Here is a 24,836-nt window from a genome sequence, read left to right as displayed (position 1 = left end):
TCAGCTTTGCAGAAACTCACAAAGTTTCTGTACAGCCAGTGCACGATGGCTGATTTGGTTCTTGATATCATTTCCCAATTCGGCAAAAGTCCGGTCGTAACCTTCAGGCATGAATACAGGATCGTAGCCAAATCCGGAATCACCACGTTTTTCTTTGATTATTTCGCCTTTTATCACTCCTTCAAAGAGATACTCCTTTCCGTCCAGTATCAACGAAATAGCGGTGCGGAATTGTGCTTTACGGTTTTCCTTTCCATCCAGTTCGTGAAGAAGTTTGAGCATATTAGCCTGGGCGTCGTGTCCTTCACCCCCTGCATAGCGGGCGGAATAGACTCCGGGAGCGCCGTTCAAGGCTTCCACTTCCAATCCCGTATCATCGGCAAAACAATCCAGATGATAGTTTTTAAAAATATAGGAAGATTTTAATAACGCATTTCCTTCCAGTGTTTCAGCAGTTTCGGGAATATCCGTTTGGCAACCGATATCATTGAGACTTAGCAATTCTACTTTATCTCCCAGGATAGCGGCTACTTCTTCTAGTTTATGAGCATTATTGGTAGCAAATACAAGTTTGCGTTTCATCATCTTATTTTTTGTTTTAACAGGGTTGTTCACTACTTATCAACCGGTTATTATTTCACTTTCAGCTTATCGAATCCTTCGCCATACACACCGATAACGGAACTTTGAGAGATAAAAGCATTCGGATCAATGCGTTTTACCAAACGGAAAATTTCGAGTGACTGACGTTTCTTGGCAAGTACTACCAACACTTTCACATTGGTTTTACTGTACCATCCCGTACCGTCAAGTACCGTTACTCCCCGGTCAGCGTCTTTAATGATACGGTCGGCTATTTCATCATATTTCTTGGAGAAGATGAAGAATTGAACCGATTGACGGGCACTGTTGATAATCCAGTCGAGCACAACACCAATGATAAATAAGGTGACAAAGCCGAAAATAACCCGGCGCCAATCATGAAATATAAAGTAACAGGAACCGATAATGAATACATCACAGATCATAATCATTCGTCCGAGTGATACATCTCTGTATTTATTAACAACAGCAGCGATAATATCTGTTCCACCCGTACTTCCGTTGTAGTTGAAAGTGATGCCCAGACCTACACCACACATGGCTGCACCGATAATACAAGCCATAAAGTCCTGTCCTGTACCAAGCAACAGAGGCTTACCGTCTGGCGTCATATCCGGCGCTTCTATATAATTGTTCACCACCAACTGGAATAACCAAAGCAGGAAAGTCAGCGTAAAAATAGCATAAGTCGTTTTTATACTGAATTTCGGACCCAATATCCGAATGGCAAAGGTCATCAGAACTGCATTGATAATGAAGTATGACCATTGGATTGGGAATCCTGTTGCATAATAGATAATAGCCCCGATACCGGTAGTTCCTCCGGTAGTTATCTGATAAGGTAACAGGAATGCAGCCCATCCCAAAGAATAGCTTATCAATCCGAGAGTGATGTAGATATAATCTTTCACTTCTCTCATTATTTCCGCTTTTGTCAGTTTATGCATGGATTTTAAGTTCAAGTATTAAGTAATAAGTATTAAGTATTATCCGTAGTCGTTTTCCAAATATATCCGCCAGGTTAATACTTAATACTTATTACTTAATACTTATTGTTTTATACTTAATACTTTAAATTACAACGTTTACAATCTTTTTCGGAACGACGATGATCTTTTTCGGAGTCTTGCCATCAATCCACTTCTGTGAACGTTCGTCTGCCAATACTGCGGCTTGGATAGCGTCCGAAGCTTCATCTGCTGCAAATTCCATATTGAAACGTGCCTTTCCGTTGAAAGAGATGGTATAGTTGATAGTATCTTCTTTCAGATATTCTTCGTTGTATACAGGCCATTGGGCGTCGCATACGGAAGTTTCGTGTCCCAATACATCCCACAACTCTTCGCAGACATGCGGAGCGAAAGGAGCGAGAGTGATAACGAGCTGTTCCAGAATCTCTTTTTTGCTACATTTCAGGTTGAAGAGTTCGTTTACGCAAATCATGAATGCGCTGATAGATGTATTGTAAGAGAACTGTTCAATATCACCAGTCACCTTCTTGATTAATTTATGAAGGCTCTTCAATTCTTCTTTTGTTGCAGGTTCGTCTGTCACCAGATATTCGTCCGTACGGCTGTAGAACAACGACCAGAATTTACGGATAAAACGGTGTACACCGTCGATTCCGTTTGTATCCCACGGTTTAGACTGTTCTACCGGGCCGAGGAACATTTCGTACATACGAAGTGTATCTGCACCGTATTTCTCAACAATCATATCCGGATTGACTACATTGAACATAGATTTACTCATCTTTTCAACTGCCCATCCGCAGACATATTTTCCGTCTTCGAGGATAAATTCGGCTGTTTTATATTCAGGACGCCATGCTTTGAATGCTTCCAAATCCAAAATATCATTAGATACGATATTTACGTCTACGTGAATAGGGGTAACTTCGTACTGATCTTTCAGGTTCAGTGAAACGAAAGTATTGGTGTCTTTGATACGATATACAAAGTTACTGCGACCTTGAATCATTCCTTGGTTTACTAACTTTTGGAATGGCTCTTCCATTACAGACACACCCATGTCATACAAGAATTTATTCCAAAAACGAGAATAAATCAAGTGGCCTGTTGCATGTTCGGTACCACCTACATATAGGTCTACATTTTTCCAGTACTGGTCAATTTTCGGATCAACTAATGCCTGATGATTATGCGGGTCCATGTAGCGGAGATAATAAGCCGAAGAACCGGCGAATCCCGGCATGGTGTTCAGTTCCAGCGGGAAGACGGTTACATGGTCAATCTTCTCATTTTCTACGACACATTTGTTTACTGTATCCCAAGCCCATTTAGTTGCGTGTCCTAATGGAGGCTCACCTGTTTCGGTAGGCAGGAATTTAGCGACTTCCGGAAGTTCCAGCGGCAGGCTGGCTTCGTCAATCATATAGGGCATTCCGTCTTTGTAGTAAACAGGGAACGGCTCACCCCAGTAACGTTGGCGAGAGAAAATAGCGTCACGCAGACGGTAGTTCACTTTCACACGGCCCAGATTGTGCTCTTTTACATATTTCTTGGTTGTTTCTATCGCTTCTTTGATGGTCAGTCCGTTCAATGAAAGATCACAGTAAGGAGTGACATCAAGACGCGGAGAGTTGCAAACAATACCTTCTTTTGCATCGAAACTTTCTTCGCTAACATCACAACCTTCTACCAACGGACGGATTTCCAATCCGAAATGTTTGGCAAATGCATAGTCGCGGCTATCATGAGCAGGTACAGCCATAATAGCTCCTGTTCCGTATCCGGCCAGTACGTAATCGCTGATCCATACAGGCACTGCTTCACCTGTGAACGGATTGATAGCATACGAACCACTGAACACACCGGTAACACTACGGTCGGCAATACGTTCGCGTTCCGTACGTTTTTTGGTACGATCGAGGTAGGCGTCTACTTCTGCTTTTTGTTCAGGAGTCGTTAACTGTGCCACCAATTCACTTTCCGGAGCCAATACCATAAAGGTAACACCGAACATGGTATCTGCACGAGTGGTGAAAATAGTGAATTCGAGGTCACTGTCTTTTACTTTGAATTGCACTTCAGCACCTTCCGAACGTCCGATCCAGTTTCTTTGGGTTTCTTTCAGAGAATCTGTCCATTCGATTGTGTCCAATCCGTCGAGCAAACGTTGTGCATACGCAGATACACGCAAACACCATTGGCGCATTTTCTTCTGGATAACAGGAAAACCGCCACGTTCGCTGACTCCGTCTACTACCTCGTCGTTAGCCAGTACAGTTCCTAATTCGGCACACCAGTTTACCATTGTTTCACCCAGATAAGCGATACGATAGTTCATCAGGATTTCCTGCTTTTCTTTTTCGCTTTTGGCGTTCCACTCTTCGGCAGTAAAGCTGATATCTTCGCTGCAAGCGGCATTGAGTCCTTCGTTTCCGTAGATGGCGAAGGCTTTTTCCAGTTCTTCGATAGGACGGGCTTCCTGTTCTTCGTTACAATAATAGCTGTTGAACATTTTTTGGAAGGCCCATTGGGTCCAATGATAATATTCCGGGTCGCAAGTACGGATTTCACGGTTCCAGTCGAAAGAGAAACCTATTTTGTCCAACTGCTCGCGGTAGCGGTCGATATTGTTGACGGTAGTGATAGCAGGATGCTGTCCGGTCTGGATAGCATATTGTTCTGCCGGCAAACCGTAAGCGTCATATCCCATTGGGTTGAGTACATTGAAGCCCTGCAGTCGTTTGTAACGGGCGTAAATATCCGAAGCAATGTATCCCAGCGGATGACCTACGTGTAGACCAGCTCCTGATGGGTAAGGAAACATGTTTAGTACATAAAATTTTTGCTTCGAATCATCTTCCGTAACTTGGTAGGTTTTCTCTTCTACCCACCTTTTCTGCCACTTCTTTTCAATTTCTCTGAAATTGTACTCCATAGTGATAAAGTTTTTATTTATAGTGATTTATACTGTTATTTCTAATTCGAGGCACAAATTTACGTGTTTATTTTCAGATAACCACGCTTTCCCTATTGACTTTCTTCTTTTTATTTTGTATATTTGAGGTCAATAATAATAAAGAAATAACAATGAAATATATAAATTTTATTACATAAAGTTCAATAGGTTAATATGCGAATTGCATAACGAGGATAACGAATGGGCAAGAAACTGTGAAGGTTCTTGCCCATTTTTGTTGCAATAATTCTATTTCAGGTATTGAAAGTGTCAAAAAAGAGTTTATAATAAACTTGGATACCGTTTATAATAAACCTCTTCGTTATTTATTAAAAACTTGAATAGAGTTTATTCGATTTCGAGGTTTTCGTGTAAAGAAGAAAGAATGATTGCAATGAATAACCGGCATCTTCTTTTCTTCTTTAGTAAATAATTTATACAATATACTGAATGAGTGTGTTGATTATATTATTTTACAATATATCATTGTTTTGCTCGGTAATCGATCATTCAACGTAAAAAGCTCCTGCTGTCTGTTCAATCAGTTCGGACTTATGAGTCAGTTCCGGATTGAATAGAAACCATCATTGAGTCAAAAAAAATGCAGAAATCGTCTGTCATATCATATAATTCTGTAATTTTGTTGTGCAAGCCCTGTAAAACTAAAACAGCATTTCCAAGTTAATCTTTTAATACTAAAAAATACATATAAGTATGAAAATGAATCTTCATTGTTTTGCGAATCTTATCCCGATAATGATTCTCGCGTATTCTATGTTTCTATCCAAGTCATTTTATGAGTTTAACATTTTCTTAACATCGGTAAATTTAGCATTGTAAAACATGTATGTTTTTGGGTCGTAATAGACCTTCTTTCGCACAAGAGCCACAATAATCCTGATGAGTTTGTTCTTGACATTGTTTAAAGCCACTTGTGGCTTTTTACCACGCCCAATCAGTCGGTTATAATACTCTCTTATCTCTGGATTGAATTTTTTTGCACAATGAGCAGCCTGTCCCAGCAAGGATTTTATGAGCTTGTTGGCGAAATGGCTTGTTTTAGCCGGCGAGTGGATACTTGTGCCTGAATCTTTTCCAAACGGGGCAACACCATAATAACAGGCTATTTTGCGTGCGTCCAGGTCAAAACGTCTGAAGTTGTTGGTGAAGATAAGCAAACAGGCTCCGTTTTGACGTGCAACGCCTTTTATCGAAGTGATGATAGCATAGTTCTCCTTAAGTTCGGCATCACTTTCTATGATGCGGTCTATCATCAGGTCGCATTCCTTGATGGCATTATCAATCTCAGACATTAAATGCTTGCTTTTGCGCTTGATAAAACTGATAGCCTTCGAGGGTTCGGCGGCTTCCTTGTCTTGCTTTCTAACATCCATGGCAATATGTTGCTGTACCAATTTATGCCGGTAAAGAAACACCTCACGAAGTTGTGACAGCGATTCGCTAAGCGGCTCAAACAGGACTGCCTTGTCTTGATGTCTCCAGGCGTACTCTGCGATCATGGATGAGTCGGTCTTGTCACTCTTGACACGTTGGATTCCGCTACTATGCTTGATGGAATAGGCATTCTCAATCCATATGTCAAGGCCTTTGCCATACAGCCATTTGCTCAGTCCCAGACTACATGATCCGGTGTCCTCGCCACAGAATAACCACTCGTTCTCCACGGACTTGTCCGCATTCGTTTTGACCCATTTGAAGAACTGTCGATAGCCCTTTTTGTCGTTTGTGAACGTGCCGTATTCCCGATTACCAAACTCTTTGAGTCCACAAGCCTCGATGATGGCTGCATCGAATTTCTCTTTGGCAAAATCTATGCCGATAAATAGTTTCTTCATATCTTTACATATCTTTTTTTCAAGACTGATAAAAAGCTGTTTTTTACTCTAAACTCTAAATAGGCTCGTAGCCTTAATATTCTATCGGAGTTTTGCAGCTTGGCGGGGAGAGACCGTAACGCGGGATAGTCTCAAAGGACTTGCTTTTTTCTGGATTCCTCTCCCTGCCTGTCAGTCTTCTTCTTCATACAACAAAGATATTAAGACTGACATTGCTTCAATAAGTTCTCGGAACAAATTTATCTGCCACGCTTGGTATTATTAAGATAAATTTTCCACTCTCTTATCTTGCGACTGCAAACTTAGAGCTTTTCTCGAATAGCGGACTGATAAACGCAACCGAAGTCGGAAAACGTACTGACGCATTGGAAGCATCAGCCTGGAACGAATCCAAATGGATTTCCGCAGTAGACGCCCCTGTAGTGAAAGGACATAACGACGGTCGCGCAGCCGATGGCGCAAGTTGGTTCGTGTCTACCGTGAAAAACGAACAGAAAATTGTCTCTGCCAAGTGGATGACCGCTGGACTGGGAGTTTACGAGTTGTATGTGAATGGGAAACCCGTAGGCGGGGAATTTCTGAAACCGGGCTTCACACACTATGCCAAGACCAAACGTTCTTTCACCTATGATATTACAGACATCATCCGTACTAAGCCAAACGCCGAGAACATGCTTTCCGTACAGGTGACGCCAGGATGGTGGGGTGACAAAATCATAACTCCCGGAGGATATGACGGCATGATAGGCAAGAAATGTGCCTTCTGTGGTGTACTGGAACTAACTTTTTCTGACGGAACCAAAAAGCGTTACGGTACTGACCTTAAAAACTGGAAAGCCGGAATTGCCGGCCCGGTGAAACATGCCAGTATCTTTGACGGAGAAGAGTACGATGCACGCGAACCGATGGGCTACGAATGTGTGGACAAACTTTCCACCCCCGAAGAGAATACAGAATTCTCCGGCGACATCCTGCCTTCGGACGGAGCGGAAGTCTATCTGCGTACAGATCTCGCCCTTGCTCCTGTCAAAGCATACGTTTGGAAGAATGTAGAAGGAGCAAAGGAGAATGAGTTCGGTAAGGTAATTATCGCCCGTGAGTTCGCATCGGGTACGGAAATGACCGTAAGTCCGGGAGAGACGTTAGTGGTGGACTTCGGACAAAATTGTGCCGGCGTACCCTCTTTCGTATTCAAAGCCGCCGAGGGAACGGTGCTGACCTGCCTCCCTGCAGAGCTGCTCAATGACGGCAACGGTGCCAAGATTCGTGGGATGGACGGTCCGGAAGGAAGCTGTCATCGCGAAAACCTGCGCATCCCCCACACCGGTATCCGTCTGGATTACACCTTTGCTGGCGGAGATAACTATGTGGCCTATTATCCTCACTGCACCTTCTTCGGTTACCGCTATGTCTCCATAACTGCCACCGGGAATGTTGCCATCAAGTCGTTGAAGTCCATCCCCGTTACTTCCATCGCAAAGGAACTGGAGACCGGCACTATCACCACAGGCAACGACCTTGTGAACAAGCTCATCTCCAACACTTATTGGGGACAGCTATCCAACTACCTGTCCATACCCACCGACTGTCCGCAACGCGACGAGCGCCTGGGCTGGACAGCAGACACACAAGTGTTTGCAGAAACCGGTACGTTCTTTGCTAACACCATGAAGTTTTTCCATAAGTGGATGCGTGACATGCGCGACACTCAAAACAGTTTGGGCGGATTCCCCGGAGTGGCTCCCTTGGCACAATACGGTGATGAGAAAATGCGTTTGGGTTGGGCTGATGCCGGAATCATTGTGCCCTGGACGGTATGGAAGCAATTCGGTGACACGCAAATTATTGAGGAGAGCTGGAACGCCATGGACCTGTTTATGAATCACATCAACGACACCAAGTATAACCACGAGACTCTCTGCGGTGAGAACGGCAACTACCAATGGGCCGACTGGTTGAGCTACGAACCACTGGAAAGTTGTAGCGGACTGGCTTTCTCTCCCCAAGGTCCGCTTCCTGATGCCGTCAGCTATTGGAACTATTTGAGCGCTTCCTACTGGGTAATAGATGCTTTCATGATGCGAGATATGGCTGCCGCCACCGGTCGCGATGCTGCCAAGTACCAGCAAATGGCTGATTCGGCAAAGGCATACATCAAAGAGAACTTCCTCAACGAAGACGGCACTTTCAAAACCGCCATCCTCAACACCATGCAAACTCCTGCCTTGTTTGCCCTAAAGAACCAGCTTTTGGAAGGCGAAGCCAAAGCGAAGATGATAGACCGTCTGCGTGAAAACTTCGCACAGCACGATCTTTGCTTGCAGACTGGGTTCTTGGGCACATCCATTCTCATGGCTACCCTCACGGAGAATGGCATGGAAGACATTGCCTATGAACTACTCTTTCAACGTAAGAACCCAAGCTGGCTGTATTCTGTGGACAATGGAGCCACCACCATCTGGGAACGGTGGAACAGCTATATGATAGACAAAGGAATGGGACCGCGCGGCATGAATAGCTTCAATCATTATGCCTACGGATGCGTATGTGAATGGATTTGGGAAACCGTTGCCGGCATCGCAGCCGATCCTGCCACCCCCGGCTTCAAACATATCATTATGAAGCCCATTCCAGACAAGCGGTTAGGACACGTGACTGCCGAATACCATTCTGCCTCCGGACTCATCAAGAGCGCCTGGAAATATGAGGGTGACACCTGGATTTGGGAATTCACCATTCCTAAGGGTGTTACCGCTACCGTAACCCTTCCCGGAGAGATGAAGTCAAAGGAGTATGGAAGTGGAACTTACAAGGTGACCAAATAGTTCTTCATGTAAGAATTTGATAGTAAGGAGATGTATCGAAACTCTCTTTTAACGTGATTACCCTCATTACAGCTATTTGTGATGAGGGTAATTCTTCATTTTTACAATATATGGTTATATCTTGTCTTTCTCTTCTTTTTCTATCATCTCGTCGTAATATGTTATGCGTGCAGCACATTCTCGGATAGTCACTTCGCGCAGTACCTCTGTTCGTGCCAGCATATACTCGTATTCCTCTTTGTTGACGGTGAACAGCCGGTTGTATCGCGCTTCGATATATGCCCTGCATAATTTATCAAATGCTTTATTATCTTCGAAAGTATTGGTAGGAAACACATTAGCAAATCCTCGTGAACAGCTTCTGACCATCGCTCCCAGTACTTTTAATTCATGAGATTTAGGGCGAATTCCGTTATACACAAGCGTAAATGATTTGTAGAAGCGCTCGCAGGCTTGATGTAATAAGAAAGAACCTAATTTATAGTCTCCATCTTCATAGGCTAGTTCGCCATGTCTTAAGAATCCTTCTGCTAAAGGAAAACATTCTTCATATTCTTCCTCTGCATATTGCTTAATCTCCCGATACGGCAACTTTTCAGGTTTGCCAATATGAAACGTACCATTGTCATACAACAGAATTCCGTCTTTTATAATTTCATAAAAGAAATAATGCTTCCTTCTTATAGCTCTATTAATGGTCACTGGAGTTTCTACAATAATATTAGGCGGTGCCGGATGCCGCTTTCCTTCCATTCTTGTATCATATTTAGGAACGATCACCTCGCGCGCATGCCTCTCTGCTTTATTTGCGTCTCTCGTATCACATATCACCAGAATATCCAAATCACTTTGGTAGTAAGTAGTTACTCCACGTTCGTCGTATGTTTCATCCCAGATGACATATTTTCCCCGCGCATAACTTCCATACAAGATAATCATACGCACATTCGTAAGATTCGACAATATCAGCTCTTGCAACACCGCCAACTCTTCTTGCGTGCGTTTGGGCAAACGTTTTATTGATCTTTTCATATTGTTAGCCTATCTGTTAAACCTCTTCGCATATCGGCATATCCATTCCTTTGTATACCACCACAATCTTATGAAGCTGTGTAGTGCCGACTGCTCTCTTCACCGTATCAGTGTCAGCATAGCGATTGGCTTGGTCAATAGCTTCCAGTCGTAGTTCTTCCACGCGGCTTTCGGGATCTTTATACTTGGCATACTTCAGTTCTACAATGTAGCTGTGCTTCATGTCTGAATAGATATCCAGTAGCGGACAGAGGAAAATGTCGACATAGCCTGCCTGTGTGTCCTGTTCGGAAATAGGACGGTAGAAACGGTTTTGTGCCGTCATGGCAAGCGTAAAGCCGTGGACAAAAAATTCACCTTTCTGCTTGTCGCGCTGGGAGGTGTAGCGTTTCAGGCAGTCGGCAATATAACCGAAATAGGCTTTCCAGTCGCCATCGTAGGCAAGAGCACTGGCAAGTTCGTTCTTTTCGTAACTACTGAAATTGAGTTCGGCTTCGTTATAGGTACTTAGCAGATAAGTGTAGATTTGTTCGCGGACTACCTGATTAGGGATGGTGAGTTTGGTCTTTCCTTTATACGTGCCGCTAATGGTGAGCATACCGAAATAGTAGAGCAGGCTCACAAAGTTGTCGGGGTTGGTGATATTGACGGCAGGAAAACCTTTTTTCAGTTCTCCGGTGACGTAGCCTTCGCTCACCAATGTTTGTATGATGGAGGCATCATGAGCAAACTCTTTGTCCTTCCGGATGAGCATACGTAATTTTTCGTAGTCGATACGGATATTGTCTTCTACCATATCCCGGGGGGCTTTGCCTCGTTGAATATAATTCTTGACGAAGTAGAGTACCATGTTGGAGTTGTACATAGTGGTTTCACCGTAACATTCTTCTGCAAAGCAGTAGTTGTCATACCAAGGTTTCATTATTTCTATCAATTCGTCCACACTGTGGTTGAATGGACTGGTGGTGGAATAATAAGTGAGCATTTGGCGCACTTCTTCTTCCGTGAAACCTATCATCTCGTTGAATTCCGGTGTGAGTGAGTAGTTGGTTCCGATATTGAAACCACTTGTGAGGTCGTCCATTGTCACGGGGCTTACGCCGGTAATGAAACAACGCTCGATGCTGGAATAGGTTCCGGCTTTGATTTTATTGAAGAAGGCGCGCAGATAACCTTCGCCATGTGTTTCGTCCGTATAGCGATGCAGGCTTTCTATATCCGAGAGGATGGCATTGGTGAAATGGTCGTATTCGTCAATAAAGAGGTAAATACGTTGGTTGGTCTTATTACATTCTGTGAACAGGTATTCAAATTGTTCGACAGCTCCTTCTTTTTTGTCGAGTTCTTCCTTGATGCCTTTGGGGAGATAGTCGGCGTAAATGTCACAGAAATAGTCGAACATTGTTTGGCAATGCGCGTCCAGTCCTTTGCGGTAGTTGTGCAGTTCGCCTACTATTCCGGAGAAGTTGAGGTATAGTACCAGATAGCTGTTTCGATCGCGCGTAGGGTGCTTTCCGATGTAAAGGTCGCCAAACAGGGCATCGAACTTATCCTTGGCAAGTATATCATAATAGTGCTGCAACATATTTACTGTGAGGCTTTTGCCGAAACGGCGCGGACGAATAAAGAAGAAAAACTTGTCCGCCTCTTCTATCATGGGTATAAACCGGGTTTTGTCTACATAATAACAGTCGTCGCGGCGGATTACTGCAAAGTTCATCATGCCGTATGGGATACGTTTCCTGTCCGGTGCTATATATTTTTCCATAACTTATACCTTATTTTAGGAACTTTCTTTGAACATAAACAAAGGTACGGGCTTTTTGTTACTTCTCCAAACAAACATTCCATAACTTCTCGCTATCTTTGCACTCTATTAAACAAACATCACCACCATTATGGAATTGAAGCATGGATATTACCATCTGATTGCGATACTTGTAGTTGCTATCTGGGGATTGACTTTCATATCAACCAAAGTATTGATTAATCACGGACTGACCCCACAGGAGATATTCTTTTATCGTTTTTTCATTGCTTATCTGGGTATTTGGGTGATTTCTCCCAAACGTCTGTTTGCGGGTAATTGGAAAGACGAACTTTGGTTGATGGCAGGAGGTTTCTTCGGTGGTTCACTCTATTTCTTTACAGAGAATACAGCTTTGGGGATCACACAAGCATCCAATGTCGCTTTCATCATTTGCACAGCTCCCCTGCTTACTACCATTCTTTCCCTTCTCTTTTATAAGAGTGAAAAAGCCACCAAAGGTTTGATTTATGGTTCCATATTAGCTTTAATCGGGGTGGGACTGGTGGTCTTTAACGGTAGTTTTGTACTCAAATTATCTCCGGTAGGGGATTTGCTCACTTTACTTGCCGCCCTGTCGTGGGCATTTTATAGTTTGGTGATAAAGAAAATGACAGGGCGTTACCCCACTGTATTTATCACCCGCAAAATATTCTTTTATGGAGTATTGACCATACTTCCCGCCTTTCTTCTTCATCCGCTGCAACCGGATTTCGATGTACTTTTAAAACCGGTTGTATTATCCAATCTCTTATTTCTGGCCGTCCTGGCATCCTTGGTTTGTTATGTCCTTTGGAATGTGGTATTGAAACAGTTGGGAACCGTTAGAGCCTCCAATTATATCTATCTCAATCCGTTGGTGACTATGGTAGCTTCGGTTATCATTCTCCACGAAAAAATCACGTGGATTACATTATTGGGAGCAGGTTGCATTATTTTTGGAGTCTATCAGGCAGAAAAGAAATAAATAGGTAAAAACACATAAGAAATAACAAATACAAGAATGACAAAAAGAAAAAAGAAACGCATCAGCGAAAAGATGCGGAGATACAATCTCAGCTTACAGCGTCCCCAAGAGGAATTCCGTCGGCGTGTGATAGAGTGGGAGAGAATGAGGAAAGAAAGGGAACCGGAAGAAAGGAGGAAAGAACGGCGGAGAAAATGGAAGAAATGGCTTGGATTAGCCGATTTTACTGAATATGACGGTCCGTTTCCCATTTTTATATGTGCAGTATTCTTTTTAGTGATTTTTTTAAGTGGAATAAGTTTATGTGTTTTAGGATTGTTCAAGGATCCATATAAAATTCAAATAATGCCCATCTTGCAAGGTCTACTTTTAACCATTTGGGGTGCGAGGGCTTTGATCATCTTTTATCCTATTCTAAAAGTAGTCATAATCGCTTTATTTAAAGATAGAAAAAAGTAGGGGTATTCTCAAAATAAAGAAATACGGCAATTGCTTCATTGCGAATTACATGGATTACTTTGATGGGGCAGCTTGTATTATAATTGGGTGTTTATCTGGCAGAAAAGAAATAAGAAAGAATTTTTTCTATATGCAAAGAAGAAATTCTTTCTTATTTCAGTTTGAATGACAGATCTGTTTTATATCTTATTTAGCGAGTAATTGGAGAATTTTATTACTAACATCGCTGTTTTCCTGAACACCACCAAAAAGCTTGGATTGTGGACCGTATGCAAACAGTGGAACCATGATTGGTGTATGTCCTTTAGATACAAACATTGCTTTCATTTTGCCTTCTTTTATGTTTCCGTCACGTAAAGCTAATGCTCCGGTTTCATGATCAGCTGAAATAATCACTAATGTATTTCCATCTTTTTCTGCAAATCTGATAGCAGCTTCTACCGCCTTGTCAAAGTCCAATACTTCACGGACAACTGCCGAATAATCATTGTTGTGCGCACTTTTATCTATTCGGGCACCTTCTACCATTAAGAAGAAACCGTTAGTACTCCTGCTCGAAAGATAGTCAATAGCCATTTGGGTGGTAGACGGAAGGAAATCTCCCCGGTTTTCGTTTACAGAAGCCGTTTTGCTCTTTGTGGGTAAATATCCTAGTTTTTTAGATTTCTTGATGGCTTTGTCATTCGGTTCTTCTATGATGGTAAACTCTTTTTTGATTTCCTTTTGAACGTTTGGTGCTTGTTTTTCAAATAGTTCATAACTACCGGCAGAAAAGAATGTCAGCTTACTGTTAGGAAGATCTGCCCATATTTCTTTAGACATTCCACGTTCCGGTTGGTGAGCAAAGAAAGCAGCAGGAGTAGCTCCGTCGAGATTGTCAGTGGTAACGATTCCTGAAATGTAGCCATAGCCGGATAACTTCTCCGGTAAGTTGGGAATAACTTGGTTATTTTCATCCATTCCGAGTGCTCCGTTTTTAGTTTTTTTTCCGGTTGAGTAAGCAGTTCCGGAAGCAGCTGAATCTGTTGTAAACTTGTTGGCGGATTGCGTTCTGACGAAACCGCATGTTTTTAAATTAGTGATAGTAAGCTGTCCTTGATTGGCATACATTCCTGAACAGATATGTGCCAGTCCCATGCCGTCACCTATCATTAAGATGACATTCTTCACCGGTTTGTCGGTAGCATCCATGTCAAATGAAGGAACATACGAACTTTGTGGATTTTCGTTCTTAAAATCTCCTTTGACGATTTCTTGTGCTGATAGATTATAGCAAAAGAATAAGGAGAAAATAAATAAATGAGCTTTAAATTTTACATTCATGGCTAATATGTTTTTAATTAGAAGTAAGTAATTCGGATATGTTGACTGTATCGTATGGCTTTTCTCCAAATGCGGCATAATATTCTAATTGCATCCTCTTGGCATTATCTTGTCGGAATACATGCCAGCATCTTTCGTTTACCGGAATCACAGGCTCGTGTAACATGACAAACTTGTAAGTTGCCTTCGAACCGGCTAGTGACTTTTCTAATTGTTGTAGCCCTTCCGGATTCCGATCCCATGGATCATAACACACAAATAATACATCATCAAGAGTAGTAGTGTAATTGGCTGACTGTAAGGATGGATGTCCTGCCAACCTTGCCATATTGGGTAAGTATACTTTTTCAAAAGCTTCTTTAGCCCCTGGCCCTGTGATATCATGATTACCTTTAGTCATAATGAAAGGTACTTTCAGATTCATTTTGTTGACAGCTTTAAAGGCACTGTTAGCCATCTGTATTGCTTTTTGTGGAGAACCGGCCAATCCTTCTGACAAGTCCCCCATTTGCAGAGCGGCTTTTATTGACGGCTGGTGTTTTTGAACTTGCCCGCTGATTATCCGGGAGAATTCCGGCCATGTATTTTTCGTGAATACTGAATATTCTTTGGTAACTTGGCGCAGATCATCCGGTTTGGTGGATAACCATTCCATATCGTGATCTTCCAATAAATCATAGTGTATATCTCCCAACAAGAGAAATGAAACTTCTTTTTCATTTTGCTCTTGGGAGTATGATTGCAGAGAAGTCAAAAGCGATAAAAGGACAAATAATATTTTATTCATATTCTGTTATTTATTCATTTCAAAAGAAGGGGGCACACTGTCTGCCGCCCAATTCTTATTGGGAGTGTTTCCCATTGTAAATTCCAGTTTGCCGCCATTCATCAGTTCTTTATGTTCGAACCAGGATTGGTTCCAATCTTTGCCATTTAATTTGGCTGATTGGATATATTTATTTGTCGGCGAATAGTTGTGCGCAATAACTTCGAATGATTTGCCGGCTCCTGTTTCAATAACTGCTCTTTCGAACATAGGAGTTCCGATGACATAAATAGGCAAACCAGGAGTAATAGGATAGAAACCTAGCATGGAAAAGACTACAAATGCTGACATTCCTCCGCCATCTTCGTCGCCCGGGAGTCCCATCAGGTCATTTCTAAACCATTCATCGAGCAATGTCCTTACTCTTTTTTGAGTTCTCCAGGGCTCTCCTATATAGTTGTACAGATAAGGAATGTGCATACTGGGTTCATTAGCCATTGAAAATTGACCTACATTACCCGTATGATCCGGTAATTGTGCATAAAATACATATTTGGCTTCGCCCAATGGGGTGTTATACATCGTTTCAAGATTATTTCTGAATGCTTCTTTCCCTCCCATCAGTTCAATTAAATCAGCAATATTATGGGGAACATCCCATCGGTATATCCAACCGTTATTCTCGCCGTATGCTTCACGAGCACCTAATCCGCCGGCAGTGGCATAATCAAAGGGTTCTATGAATTCGCCTTTTGCATTTTTGGGATGGAAGAATTTTGTTTCAGGATTGAAAATATTCCGATAGTTTTTACTCCCTTGTAGAAAGTAGTTATAGTCTTTCTCATACCCAAGTTGTTTGGCTATTTGTGCCAGGCACCATTCATCGTAAGACGTACCTAGAGTGACGGCTACCGGTTGACGTTTTTCAAATGGGTGTACTTCGTCAGCTGTTTCTTGTTCTCCCGGTGCCAATGCCGGTAAATATCCGTTTTCCCAATAGAATTTTGTGATTTCACCTCCCTTTATGCCTGACCACGGGGCTAACGTTTTTTCTGTAATACCAAGTTTGCAGGCTTCGTAAGCAGCTGATAAATCAAAGTTACGGATTCCTTTTATATATGAATCAATAACAGTGGCTACACCGTGATTGGAATTCATTCTACGGCTGTCTCCCGTAACTTCAGGAAATGTAGGCATCCAGTTATGTTCCATTTGCTGTGCCATTCTGATAAAAGACTGAATCATGTCAGCTTCCATTTGTGGTTCGATGATAACACGTAAGGGGTGGACTGCTCTATACGTGTCCCAAATCCAATCGTCGGTATAAAATGGGACAGAATCTTTGTGGATACTATTGTCGAAAGCACTGTAATAGCGGTTGTCTTCCGAAAGGCAAATCATCCGTTCGTAAGTCCGGTAGAGGGAAGTATAGAATATTGCTTTTGCATTTTCGTCTATTCCTTCCACTTTGATTTTACTTAATGTTTGATTCCAGATGTTTTTGGCAATGTTCATCTGGTTTTCTACATCATAATCTTTTATTTCCCGCTGTAGGTTGGCTTTTGCTTGCTTTTCATCAATGAAGGAAATGCCGTAGCGAACTTTGATTGTTTTTATATCTGTTGAATATAAGAGAGCGATACCCACGTTCTTGCCTTTTATGGCAGTGTGGCTGTGATTTATTTCTTCTTTGCTGACAGTCATCGTTTTTTCCGGCAGTGCGGAAGTCTCCATATAAACATATACTTTGGTTTGATGATCTATGTTCTGATAACCGGAAATGGTATTCTCCGTAGTTTTAAGCTCACCATTGGTGGTACTAAGTATTAAATATGGAGCATTGTTTTTCCGGAAACTTAGTTCATAGATTCCTGCCTGGTGGGAAGGAGCGAATTTAGTGGAAACCTCTTCTTCTTCAAAATAGGAAGAATAGGAATAGGGTTTTATCGCTTCATTATCATAACAATAGTAATATACCGGTTGTAATCCGCTCTCTGCTCCCTGATAGAAAGACAGGCTGAATGCAGACTTTCCCCGATGCGAGGTGACAATGACCGGTAAGCCTTTTATTTTATCAGAGGTGTAATCTGCTCTTTCCGGATAGATGCGGAGCATACTATTGGGAAGATGGACAGTTGGGTAAGTAGGAACTAACAAATGACTGATATTCCCCATATAGGGATTTACATAGTCAACCGGAGTTAACACTACCTCTTGCTTGTTGCTGCATCCATTGACGATTAAAATCATTAACAGTACTAACGGAATGAATTTTCTCTTGTACATAAACAGATTTTTTTATTTTTCGATGGTTTTAATTAGATTTGCTGTAAATATAGGATGGTTTGATTAATGAAAACTTAATGTAACCTTAAAATCTATCTTCTACAAATATTTTTTTTGTAAAGTCTCGCCATTAAGAGAATATTAATCACCATAAAATATCTTTGGTTCATCTTTAATGCATTAATCAATACTGTATTTTTTAATTTAATAATTAAGTATTATGAAAAACTAAATACAGTATTAAAACAGGTTATCTCTTACTGGCTATTGGAAGCTACTGTTTAGTTTAGTTCATTAGAGCACCGGAATGAATCTATTTTTAAAGGTGGGGTTGCTCTGAACCGAATCTCTAGGATTTCAGATTGCGCCAAAAGAATCTGATGATTGAAAAGAGAGAGTTCTGCTGGTTTATATCAAATAGGGACGAAGCGTATAGGCATAAAAAAAGGAGCAACGCCTTGCTCCAACCTTTGTTAACCTTAAATCTAATACTATGAAAAACACATTGCAAAGATACGGACTCTTGGGAAATTAGCAAATTATCCAAGAAAAATAGCATGTTTTATAACACGTTTTAATAGTTTTCCCCTACTTGTTAAGAAATCAGTCCTCCTTATTTCAAGGTATGTAACATTAATTTTGAAAATTGAATCGGAGCATACCGTTGATTCTCTGCCGAAAAACCGTTATCTTTGCAAGGATAATCACATTATGCACTCAATAAAAAAGAAAAGGAGACACCCGTGAACGAAGAAGAGATCGTCCTCACCCCGATGATGAAACAGTTTCTGGATTTGAAGGCAAAACATCCGGATGCAGTGATGCTGTTTCGTTGCGGTGACTTTTATGAAACATATTCTACGGATGCCATCGTTGCAGCCGAAATTTTAGGGATCACACTGACAAAACGTGCCAATGGGAAAGGAAAAACTATCGAGATGGCAGGTTTTCCTCATCATGCCCTTGATACCTACCTTCCGAAACTGGTTCGCGCTGGAAAACGTGTCGCTATCTGCGACCAGCTCGAAGACCCCAAAATGACGAAGAAGCTGGTGAAGCGTGGTATTACCGAATTGGTTACTCCTGGTGTTTCTATCAATGATAATGTTCTGAACTATAAAGAGAATAACTTCCTGGCTGCCGTTCATTTCGGAAAGGCTTCCTGTGGAGTTGCTTTTCTCGATATTTCTACCGGTGAATTCCTTACTGCAGAAGGACCTTTTGATTATATAGACAAACTGTTGAATAACTTTGCCCCTAAGGAAATTCTTTTTGAACGTGGCAAACGCCTGATGTTTGAAGGTAATTTCGGTAACAAGTTCTTTACATTCGAGCTGGACGACTGGGTATTTACAGAAACGACTGCCCGTGAGAAACTGCTGAAACACTTTGAAACGAAGAATCTGAAAGGTTTCGGAGTGGAGCACTTGAAAAACGGTATCATTGCTTCCGGTGCTATCCTGCAGTATCTGACAATGACGCAGCATACGCAGATTGGTCACATCACTTCATTGGCACGTATTGAAGAAGATAAATACGTCCGTCTGGATAAGTTCACGGTGCGTAGCCTTGAGCTGATTGGCAATATGAATGATGGAGGCAGTAGTCTAATCAATGTGATCGACAGAACGATCAGCCCGATGGGAGCGCGTCTGTTGAAACGTTGGATGGTTTTTCCGTTGAAGGATGAGAAGCCGATTAATGAACGCTTGAACGTAGTGGAATATTTCTTCCGCCAACCAGATTTTAAGGAATTGATTGAAGAACAGTTGCATCTGATAGGTGACCTGGAACGTATTATTTCCAAAGTGGCTGTAGGGCGTGTGTCGCCTCGTGAAGTCGTTCAGTTGAAAGTTGCCTTGCAAGCAATTGAGCCGATAAAACAGGCATGTATGGAAGCTGATAATGCGAGCTTGAATCGCATTGGCGAACAGTTGAATCTTTGTATTTCTATTCGTGACCGGATTGCCAAAGAGATTAAAAATGATCCTCCTTTACTGATAAATAAAGGTGGAGTGATTCAGGACGGTGTGAACGCAGACTTGGATGAATTGCGGCAAATCTCCTATTCAGGAAAAGATTATCTGCTAAAGATACAGCAGCGGGAGAGCGAAGAGACGGGTATTCCGAGCTTGAAAGTAGCTTATAATAATGTATTCGGTTATTATATCGAAGTCCGTAATGTGCATAAGGATAAGGTTCCACCCGAATGGATTCGCAAACAGACGTTGGTCAACGCAGAGCGTTATATCACGCAGGAACTGAAAGAATACGAAGAAAAGATTTTGGGAGCGGAAGATAAGATTCTGGTTCTGGAAACGCAGCTATATACGGACTTAGTACAGGCATTGATGGAATTTATTCCACAGATACAGATTAATGCGAATCAGATTGCACGTTTGGACTGCTTGTTGTCATTTGCCAATGTGGCCCGTGAGAATCGTTATATCCGTCCGATTATTGAGGATAATGACGTACTGGATATTCGTCAGGGACGTCACCCGGTAATAGAAAAACAACTTCCGATAGGTGAGAAGTATATTGCCAATGATGTAATGCTGGACAGCGATACACAGCAGATTATTATTATTACAGGTCCGAACATGGCCGGTAAGTCGGCACTCTTGCGTCAGACGGCGTTGATTACGCTATTGGCTCAAATCGGCTCGTTTGTTCCTGCGGAAAGTGCGCATATCGGTTTAGTTGATAAGATATTTACCCGTGTAGGAGCGAGCGATAATATATCAGTCGGTGAATCTACATTTATGGTAGAGATGAATGAAGCGGCTGATATCCTGAATAATGTTTCTTCCCGGAGTCTGGTATTATTTGACGAATTGGGTCGTGGTACTTCTACTTATGATGGTATTTCCATTGCCTGGGCAATTGTAGAGTATATCCATGAACATCCGAAAGCAAAAGCACGTACATTATTTGCTACGCATTATCATGAATTGAATGAGATGGAGAAATCTTTCAAGCGCATCAAGAATTATAATGTATCGGTGAAAGAAGTTGATAATAAAGTAATCTTCCTTCGTAAACTGGAACGTGGCGGTAGTGAACACTCTTTTGGTATTCATGTGGCAAAGATGGCCGGTATGCCGAAAAGCATTGTGAAACGTGCAAATGAGATATTGAAACAGCTTGAATCTGATAATCGTCAACAGGGCATAGCAGGTAAACCGCTGGCAGAAGTGAGCGAGAATCGTGGAGGTATGCAGTTAAGCTTCTTCCAGTTGGACGATCCGATTCTCTGTCAGATTCGCGATGAGATATTGAATCTTGATGTGAATAATCTTACTCCTATTGAAGCGCTGAATAAACTGAATGATATTAAGAAGATAGTCAGGGGGAAATAAGCTGAAAATGTATATAATGTCTTAGGATATGTTTTCGATTGTTGTCCTGACATTAGGGAAATGGCATTTGTTTTAGGGATATTCAGTAAATGTTCCTCTTTCTAAAAAATCAAGAGAAAAGCTTTGCTTTACGTGAGCTTTTCTCTTGATTTTTTCGTTCAACTCTCCCAGTCTTCTATCTTTTTTGTAGAATATTGTTTACATATTCTTATTTTTTCCTTCCCACCCATGCATTATGTACATGTCTTTTTTAGGGGAAGTTAAAACCTCTCCTGTTTTTCCTGTTATTTTAGTTAGATTATGCTGCCTTTCTTTTTTTCTTTTCGACCTTTTCTATCATACATACCGCATTGGCTGTATGTATCCCAAAGAAAATCCAAAGTACTTCCGTTTTCCTGTTTCTAGCTTTTATCCTGGCCAGTGAGTAATGTTGTTTCTGCGTTCCAAAACTTCCTTCCAGGCGGGTAGCTCTTTCACGGCTGAGTTCCGACCGTAAGATTTTCCGAAGCGGCTCATCTTTGGCAGCTCTGCCCTTACGCTTAAAGGAAGTACTTATATGATATTTTGTACAAAATTTCCGGTTGGCATTATTGGCATAGATTGAATCCGCCGCAAGCGCCTTAACCCTAACCCCGGTCAGTTGTTGTTGCAGATGAATACAGTCTTTCAAACGTACTCCTTCGTTAAAAGCCTTAAAGGAGATATGTTCTATAAAGGAGATTCCGTCTATCTGTATATTGTTGACTTTGGCTCCGAATTCAACGGATTTGGTTTCCTTGCCTCTGATAATGGGGCGAAGGTAATGCCGGTCGATACTCACGATACGGTTGGACACTTTTTTGCCTGCAAATAAATTCTTCCCTTGCTCAAGGACTGTCTGTATGACCGAGAAACGTCTTTGGTAATCAGAGGATAGTGTAAGCCTGTTCCTGTAGGACGAATGAAGCAGCTCCAGCTGGTCAAGTAACTTTTCCAATAACTGAAGTAACCTTCGTGTAATCATACGAGTCTGTGATTTCTTGCGTTTACGCAGTTTGCTATAAGCAAGATAGGCACGGCGTACATCAAGATACTTGTTACGGGGACGTTGTATGTGCAAGGTCTGGCAATGTTTGCACAGATGACGATGAAGCCATACAATACCTTCCCATAAGAGTTTGGTATCAGTAGGGAAACGCAGATGACTTTCATAACAGGTGGCATCGGTCATACAGACATGAAGGTTCTCAAGATAAGGTGTCCAATGCTCGGCAAGAATGAGCTGGAGGGACTCAACGTCAAGGCGATCCGCTAGTTCCTGACGAATTGCACTAACGATTTTAGGATTGGTTAGTGGATGAAGCGGATCAATCTGAACACCACAAAATAACTGGTAATGAATATTACCGTTTAAATGCTCAATCAGTTGTGCATCGGAAAAGTTGGTATAGGACTTCAAGACCATCAAGGCTATTTTACCTTCGGGAGAAAAATAACTTTTACGCCCAAAAGGAGAGGACTTCAAATGCATTTGTCGGGCCAGTTCCGAGAAAGGGAACAGAGAATGGAGGCGACCTAATTCACTCGTTGCAAAACTTTGACGATATTTTTTAAGCATATCGAACTCGGTAAAACCTAAACAAGGTTCGATTTCTGAGATTTTTTGTATCTTTACCATGTGTTTTTATTTTTAATTACCCCCGTTTTGGCCGTCAAACCGTTTTTTGGGGGGAATGCTTAAAGATACAAAAAAGGCAACTAACTCGCAATGAATTAGTTGCCTTAAATTTTATTATTTTAGGAATATCCCTGTTTTATTGATAAAAAAGAGGGATTAGTGATGTTTGAACCGCTAATCCCTCTTTTTTTGATTTAGGCTATTTTATTTTTCTTCTTGTCATAGAAGAACATGAAATAGACGCCTATTATGATAAACGGAACGCTTAGCCATTGCCCCATATTGAACATCATGCTGTTTTCAAAATCTTCCTGATTTTCTTTTAGGAATTCGATGAAAAAGCGGAAGGTGAAGATATAAGTCAGACAAAGCCCGAAGAAGAAGCCGCGATGCAGTTTCTTACTGTAATTCTTATACAGGTAAATCATGATGAAGAACAGGATAAGATAAGCAATGGCTTCGTAGAGCTGTCCCGGATGACGGGGTTGCATATCTACACGTTCGAATATGAATGCCCAGGGCACATCAGACGGTTTGCCGATGATTTCGGAGTTCATCAGGTTGGCAAGACGGATGAAGCAGGCGGTGATTGGAGTAGCTACGGCAATCATATCCAGCACGTCCATATAATGGAGCTTCGTCTTGCGGCAATACAGCCAAAGGGCGATTATCAGTCCTAATGTACCGCCGTGGCTGGCAAGTCCTTCATATCCGGTGAATTTCCAGTTTCCGTCCGGCATGAATTTGATAGGAAGAATCATTTCCCAAAAATGAGACAAGTAGTATCCTGGATCATAGAACAGACAGTGTCCCAGGCGGGCACCAATCAGAATACCAAAGAAACAATAAAAGAAAAGCGGGTCAAACTTCTTCTCCTCTATCTTTTTATCCCGGTACTGGTAGTGAACAACCACATAAGCAAAGAATATTCCTACTGCCCACAGTAATCCGTAATAACGGATAGAAATGCCGAACAGGTTGAATAGTTCGGGATTCGGGTTCCAGTTGATGGATAATAGCATGGTATTCATTCTATATTGGATTAATGTTAATGATTAGATTCTTTGAATTTCTCCGCAACCATCCGGTAGGTCGGTATATCTATTCCCTGTTCTTCGGCTGCTGCAATCATGTCGAAGAGCAATCCTTGTATTTCCGAGTCGTGTCCGCGTGCCAGGTCTTTTTGCATAGAAGCGGTACTTTCGGGATCGAGCTTGTCAATCACTTTCAGGTTGTAGCTGACTGGGTCTTCGGGAAATTCGACGCCCAGTTTCTTTCCTAAGGCAGCGCTTTCCGTAGAAAGTCCGATAAATGTATCCCGTATCTTTCCCGGTTTCTGCACTTCTCCCATCGGAACGTCGTAGTAAGCACCCGTCACAGCCATTGCGGAGATAAACGACCATTTGATAAACGTATCCCGGTTGATGTCCGGTGAGAGGTCTACCTTTATGCCTGCTTCCTGCAAGTCTTGTTGGATAGCTTCCAGTAATCCGGGTTTTACAACTGTGCCGCGATGAGCGCCGTATACCAACCGGAATATCTTTCCCATTTGGGTGATTTCTCCGGTGCCGGATACGAAGCCTACGATATAGATGCAGCCGTCGAGAACGGTGACTTCCGGAACTAGCTTCTGTATGCGCGGCCCTGTGCCATATACATTCAGAATAGGGATGACAACCGTGTCTTTGTGTGCTGCTCTTTTTATCAGTTCTACGATAGAATCGACCGAATAACCTTTTACGCATACAAATATCACATCTGCTTTTCCATTGAATTCTTCAGCGGTAGTAGCCGGAATCCGGAGCGTATGTTCGCCCTTCAAATCCGATTTCAGTTTCAAACCGTTCGTTTGAATCGACTGCAAATGAGCTCCACGGGCAATACAGGTTACATCTTTGCCTGCCAGCGACAAGAATCCTGCGATACTGCCGCCTACACCTCCCGTTCCTGCAATGAGATATTTCAT

Annotated in this window: 16 protein-coding genes; 4 read left to right on the top strand and 12 right to left on the bottom strand. The window is 42.1% G+C overall.

Annotated features, from left to right (window positions below; all coding sequences use genetic code 11):
- The 4 genes from HMPREF9009_RS03365 to HMPREF9009_RS03350 form a co-directional block, all read right to left on the bottom strand.
- Positions 1 to 582 carry a non-canonical purine NTP diphosphatase gene (locus HMPREF9009_RS03365; protein WP_049702231.1) on the bottom strand — a complete coding sequence of 194 codons (582 nt, stop codon included), beginning with the start codon at positions 580 to 582 and terminating at the stop codon, positions 1 to 3.
- Between the two features lie 50 nt (positions 583 to 632).
- Entirely contained in the window at positions 633 to 1,550 is a 918-nt protein-coding gene (locus HMPREF9009_RS03360; protein ID WP_049701434.1) for a YitT family protein, read from the bottom strand.
- A gap of 124 nt (positions 1,551 to 1,674) precedes the next feature.
- Positions 1,675 to 4,509, bottom strand: coding sequence for a leucine--tRNA ligase (gene leuS, locus HMPREF9009_RS03355; protein WP_049701433.1), 2,835 nt, complete (start codon positions 4,507 to 4,509; stop codon positions 1,675 to 1,677).
- Positions 4,510 to 5,324: 815 nt separating this feature from the next.
- Positions 5,325 to 6,386, bottom strand: a complete 1,062-nt coding sequence (locus HMPREF9009_RS03350; RefSeq protein WP_049701432.1) for an IS110 family transposase — start codon at positions 6,384 to 6,386, stop codon at positions 5,325 to 5,327.
- A 257-nt stretch (positions 6,387 to 6,643) separates the two neighbouring features.
- On the opposite strand from HMPREF9009_RS03350, the gene HMPREF9009_RS03345 reads away from it, so the two are divergent.
- Positions 6,644 to 9,211, top strand: a complete 2,568-nt coding sequence (locus HMPREF9009_RS03345; protein ID WP_049701431.1) for a family 78 glycoside hydrolase catalytic domain — start codon at positions 6,644 to 6,646, stop codon at positions 9,209 to 9,211.
- Between the two features lie 114 nt (positions 9,212 to 9,325).
- Here the strand turns inward: HMPREF9009_RS03345 and HMPREF9009_RS03340 are convergent, their stop codons facing one another.
- Both HMPREF9009_RS03340 and HMPREF9009_RS03335 read right to left on the bottom strand, forming a co-directional pair.
- Positions 9,326 to 10,243 carry a HEPN domain-containing protein gene (locus tag HMPREF9009_RS03340; protein ID WP_008775344.1) on the bottom strand — a complete coding sequence of 306 codons (918 nt, stop codon included), beginning with the start codon at positions 10,241 to 10,243 and terminating at the stop codon, positions 9,326 to 9,328.
- 16 nt (positions 10,244 to 10,259) lie between these two features.
- A complete protein-coding gene (locus HMPREF9009_RS03335) occupies positions 10,260 to 12,011 on the bottom strand; it encodes an AAA family ATPase (RefSeq protein ID WP_008641410.1) in 1,752 nt (583 codons plus the stop codon).
- Between the two features lie 130 nt (positions 12,012 to 12,141).
- Between HMPREF9009_RS03335 and HMPREF9009_RS03330 the strand changes: the two genes are divergently transcribed.
- Positions 12,142 to 13,017, top strand: coding sequence for a DMT family transporter (locus HMPREF9009_RS03330; protein WP_004314163.1), 876 nt, complete (start codon positions 12,142 to 12,144; stop codon positions 13,015 to 13,017).
- A gap of 36 nt (positions 13,018 to 13,053) precedes the next feature.
- Complete coding sequence (locus HMPREF9009_RS03325; RefSeq protein WP_008023617.1) at positions 13,054 to 13,476, top strand: hypothetical protein; 423 nt, start codon at positions 13,054 to 13,056, stop codon at positions 13,474 to 13,476.
- A gap of 186 nt (positions 13,477 to 13,662) precedes the next feature.
- Here the strand turns inward: HMPREF9009_RS03325 and HMPREF9009_RS03320 are convergent, their stop codons facing one another.
- Genes HMPREF9009_RS03320 through HMPREF9009_RS03310 form a run of 3 tightly spaced genes read right to left on the bottom strand, consistent with a single transcriptional unit; the run spans position 13,663 to position 17,851 of the window.
- Positions 13,663 to 14,799: an alkaline phosphatase gene (locus tag HMPREF9009_RS03320; RefSeq protein WP_008023614.1), complete on the bottom strand. Its 1,137-nt coding sequence runs from the start codon at positions 14,797 to 14,799 to the stop codon at positions 13,663 to 13,665.
- A 13-nt stretch (positions 14,800 to 14,812) separates the two neighbouring features.
- On the bottom strand, positions 14,813 to 15,586 hold the full coding sequence (locus HMPREF9009_RS03315) for a metallophosphoesterase family protein (RefSeq protein ID WP_049701430.1): 774 nt from the start codon (positions 15,584 to 15,586) through the stop codon (positions 14,813 to 14,815).
- 6 nt (positions 15,587 to 15,592) lie between these two features.
- A complete protein-coding gene (locus tag HMPREF9009_RS03310) occupies positions 15,593 to 17,851 on the bottom strand; it encodes a GH92 family glycosyl hydrolase (protein WP_049701429.1) in 2,259 nt (752 codons plus the stop codon).
- A 773-nt stretch (positions 17,852 to 18,624) separates the two neighbouring features.
- Here HMPREF9009_RS03310 and mutS point away from each other — a divergent pair.
- Positions 18,625 to 21,213 (top strand): DNA mismatch repair protein MutS, encoded by a 2,589-nt coding sequence (gene mutS, locus HMPREF9009_RS03305; protein ID WP_032849410.1) that lies wholly within the window; start codon positions 18,625 to 18,627, stop codon positions 21,211 to 21,213.
- Between the two features lie 298 nt (positions 21,214 to 21,511).
- On the opposite strand, the gene HMPREF9009_RS03300 is transcribed toward mutS, so the two are convergent.
- From HMPREF9009_RS03300 to HMPREF9009_RS03290, 3 genes are all read right to left on the bottom strand, one after another.
- Positions 21,512 to 22,870: a transposase gene (locus tag HMPREF9009_RS03300; protein ID WP_008022065.1), complete on the bottom strand. Its 1,359-nt coding sequence runs from the start codon at positions 22,868 to 22,870 to the stop codon at positions 21,512 to 21,514.
- Between the two features lie 194 nt (positions 22,871 to 23,064).
- The gene (lgt, locus tag HMPREF9009_RS03295; protein ID WP_004322664.1) at positions 23,065 to 23,901 is read right to left on the bottom strand and encodes a prolipoprotein diacylglyceryl transferase; all 837 of its coding nucleotides are present in this window, start codon (positions 23,899 to 23,901) and stop codon (positions 23,065 to 23,067) included.
- 17 nt (positions 23,902 to 23,918) lie between these two features.
- Positions 23,919 to 24,836 (bottom strand): ketopantoate reductase family protein, encoded by a 918-nt coding sequence (locus HMPREF9009_RS03290; protein ID WP_004317339.1) that lies wholly within the window; start codon positions 24,834 to 24,836, stop codon positions 23,919 to 23,921.

This window comes from Bacteroides sp. 3_1_13 (assembly GCF_001185845.1).
Taxonomy (GTDB): Bacteria; Bacteroidota; Bacteroidia; order Bacteroidales; family Bacteroidaceae; genus Bacteroides; species Bacteroides xylanisolvens.
Note: the sequence above shows the minus strand (reverse complement) of the source record. Positions and strands in the feature narration are given on the sequence as shown.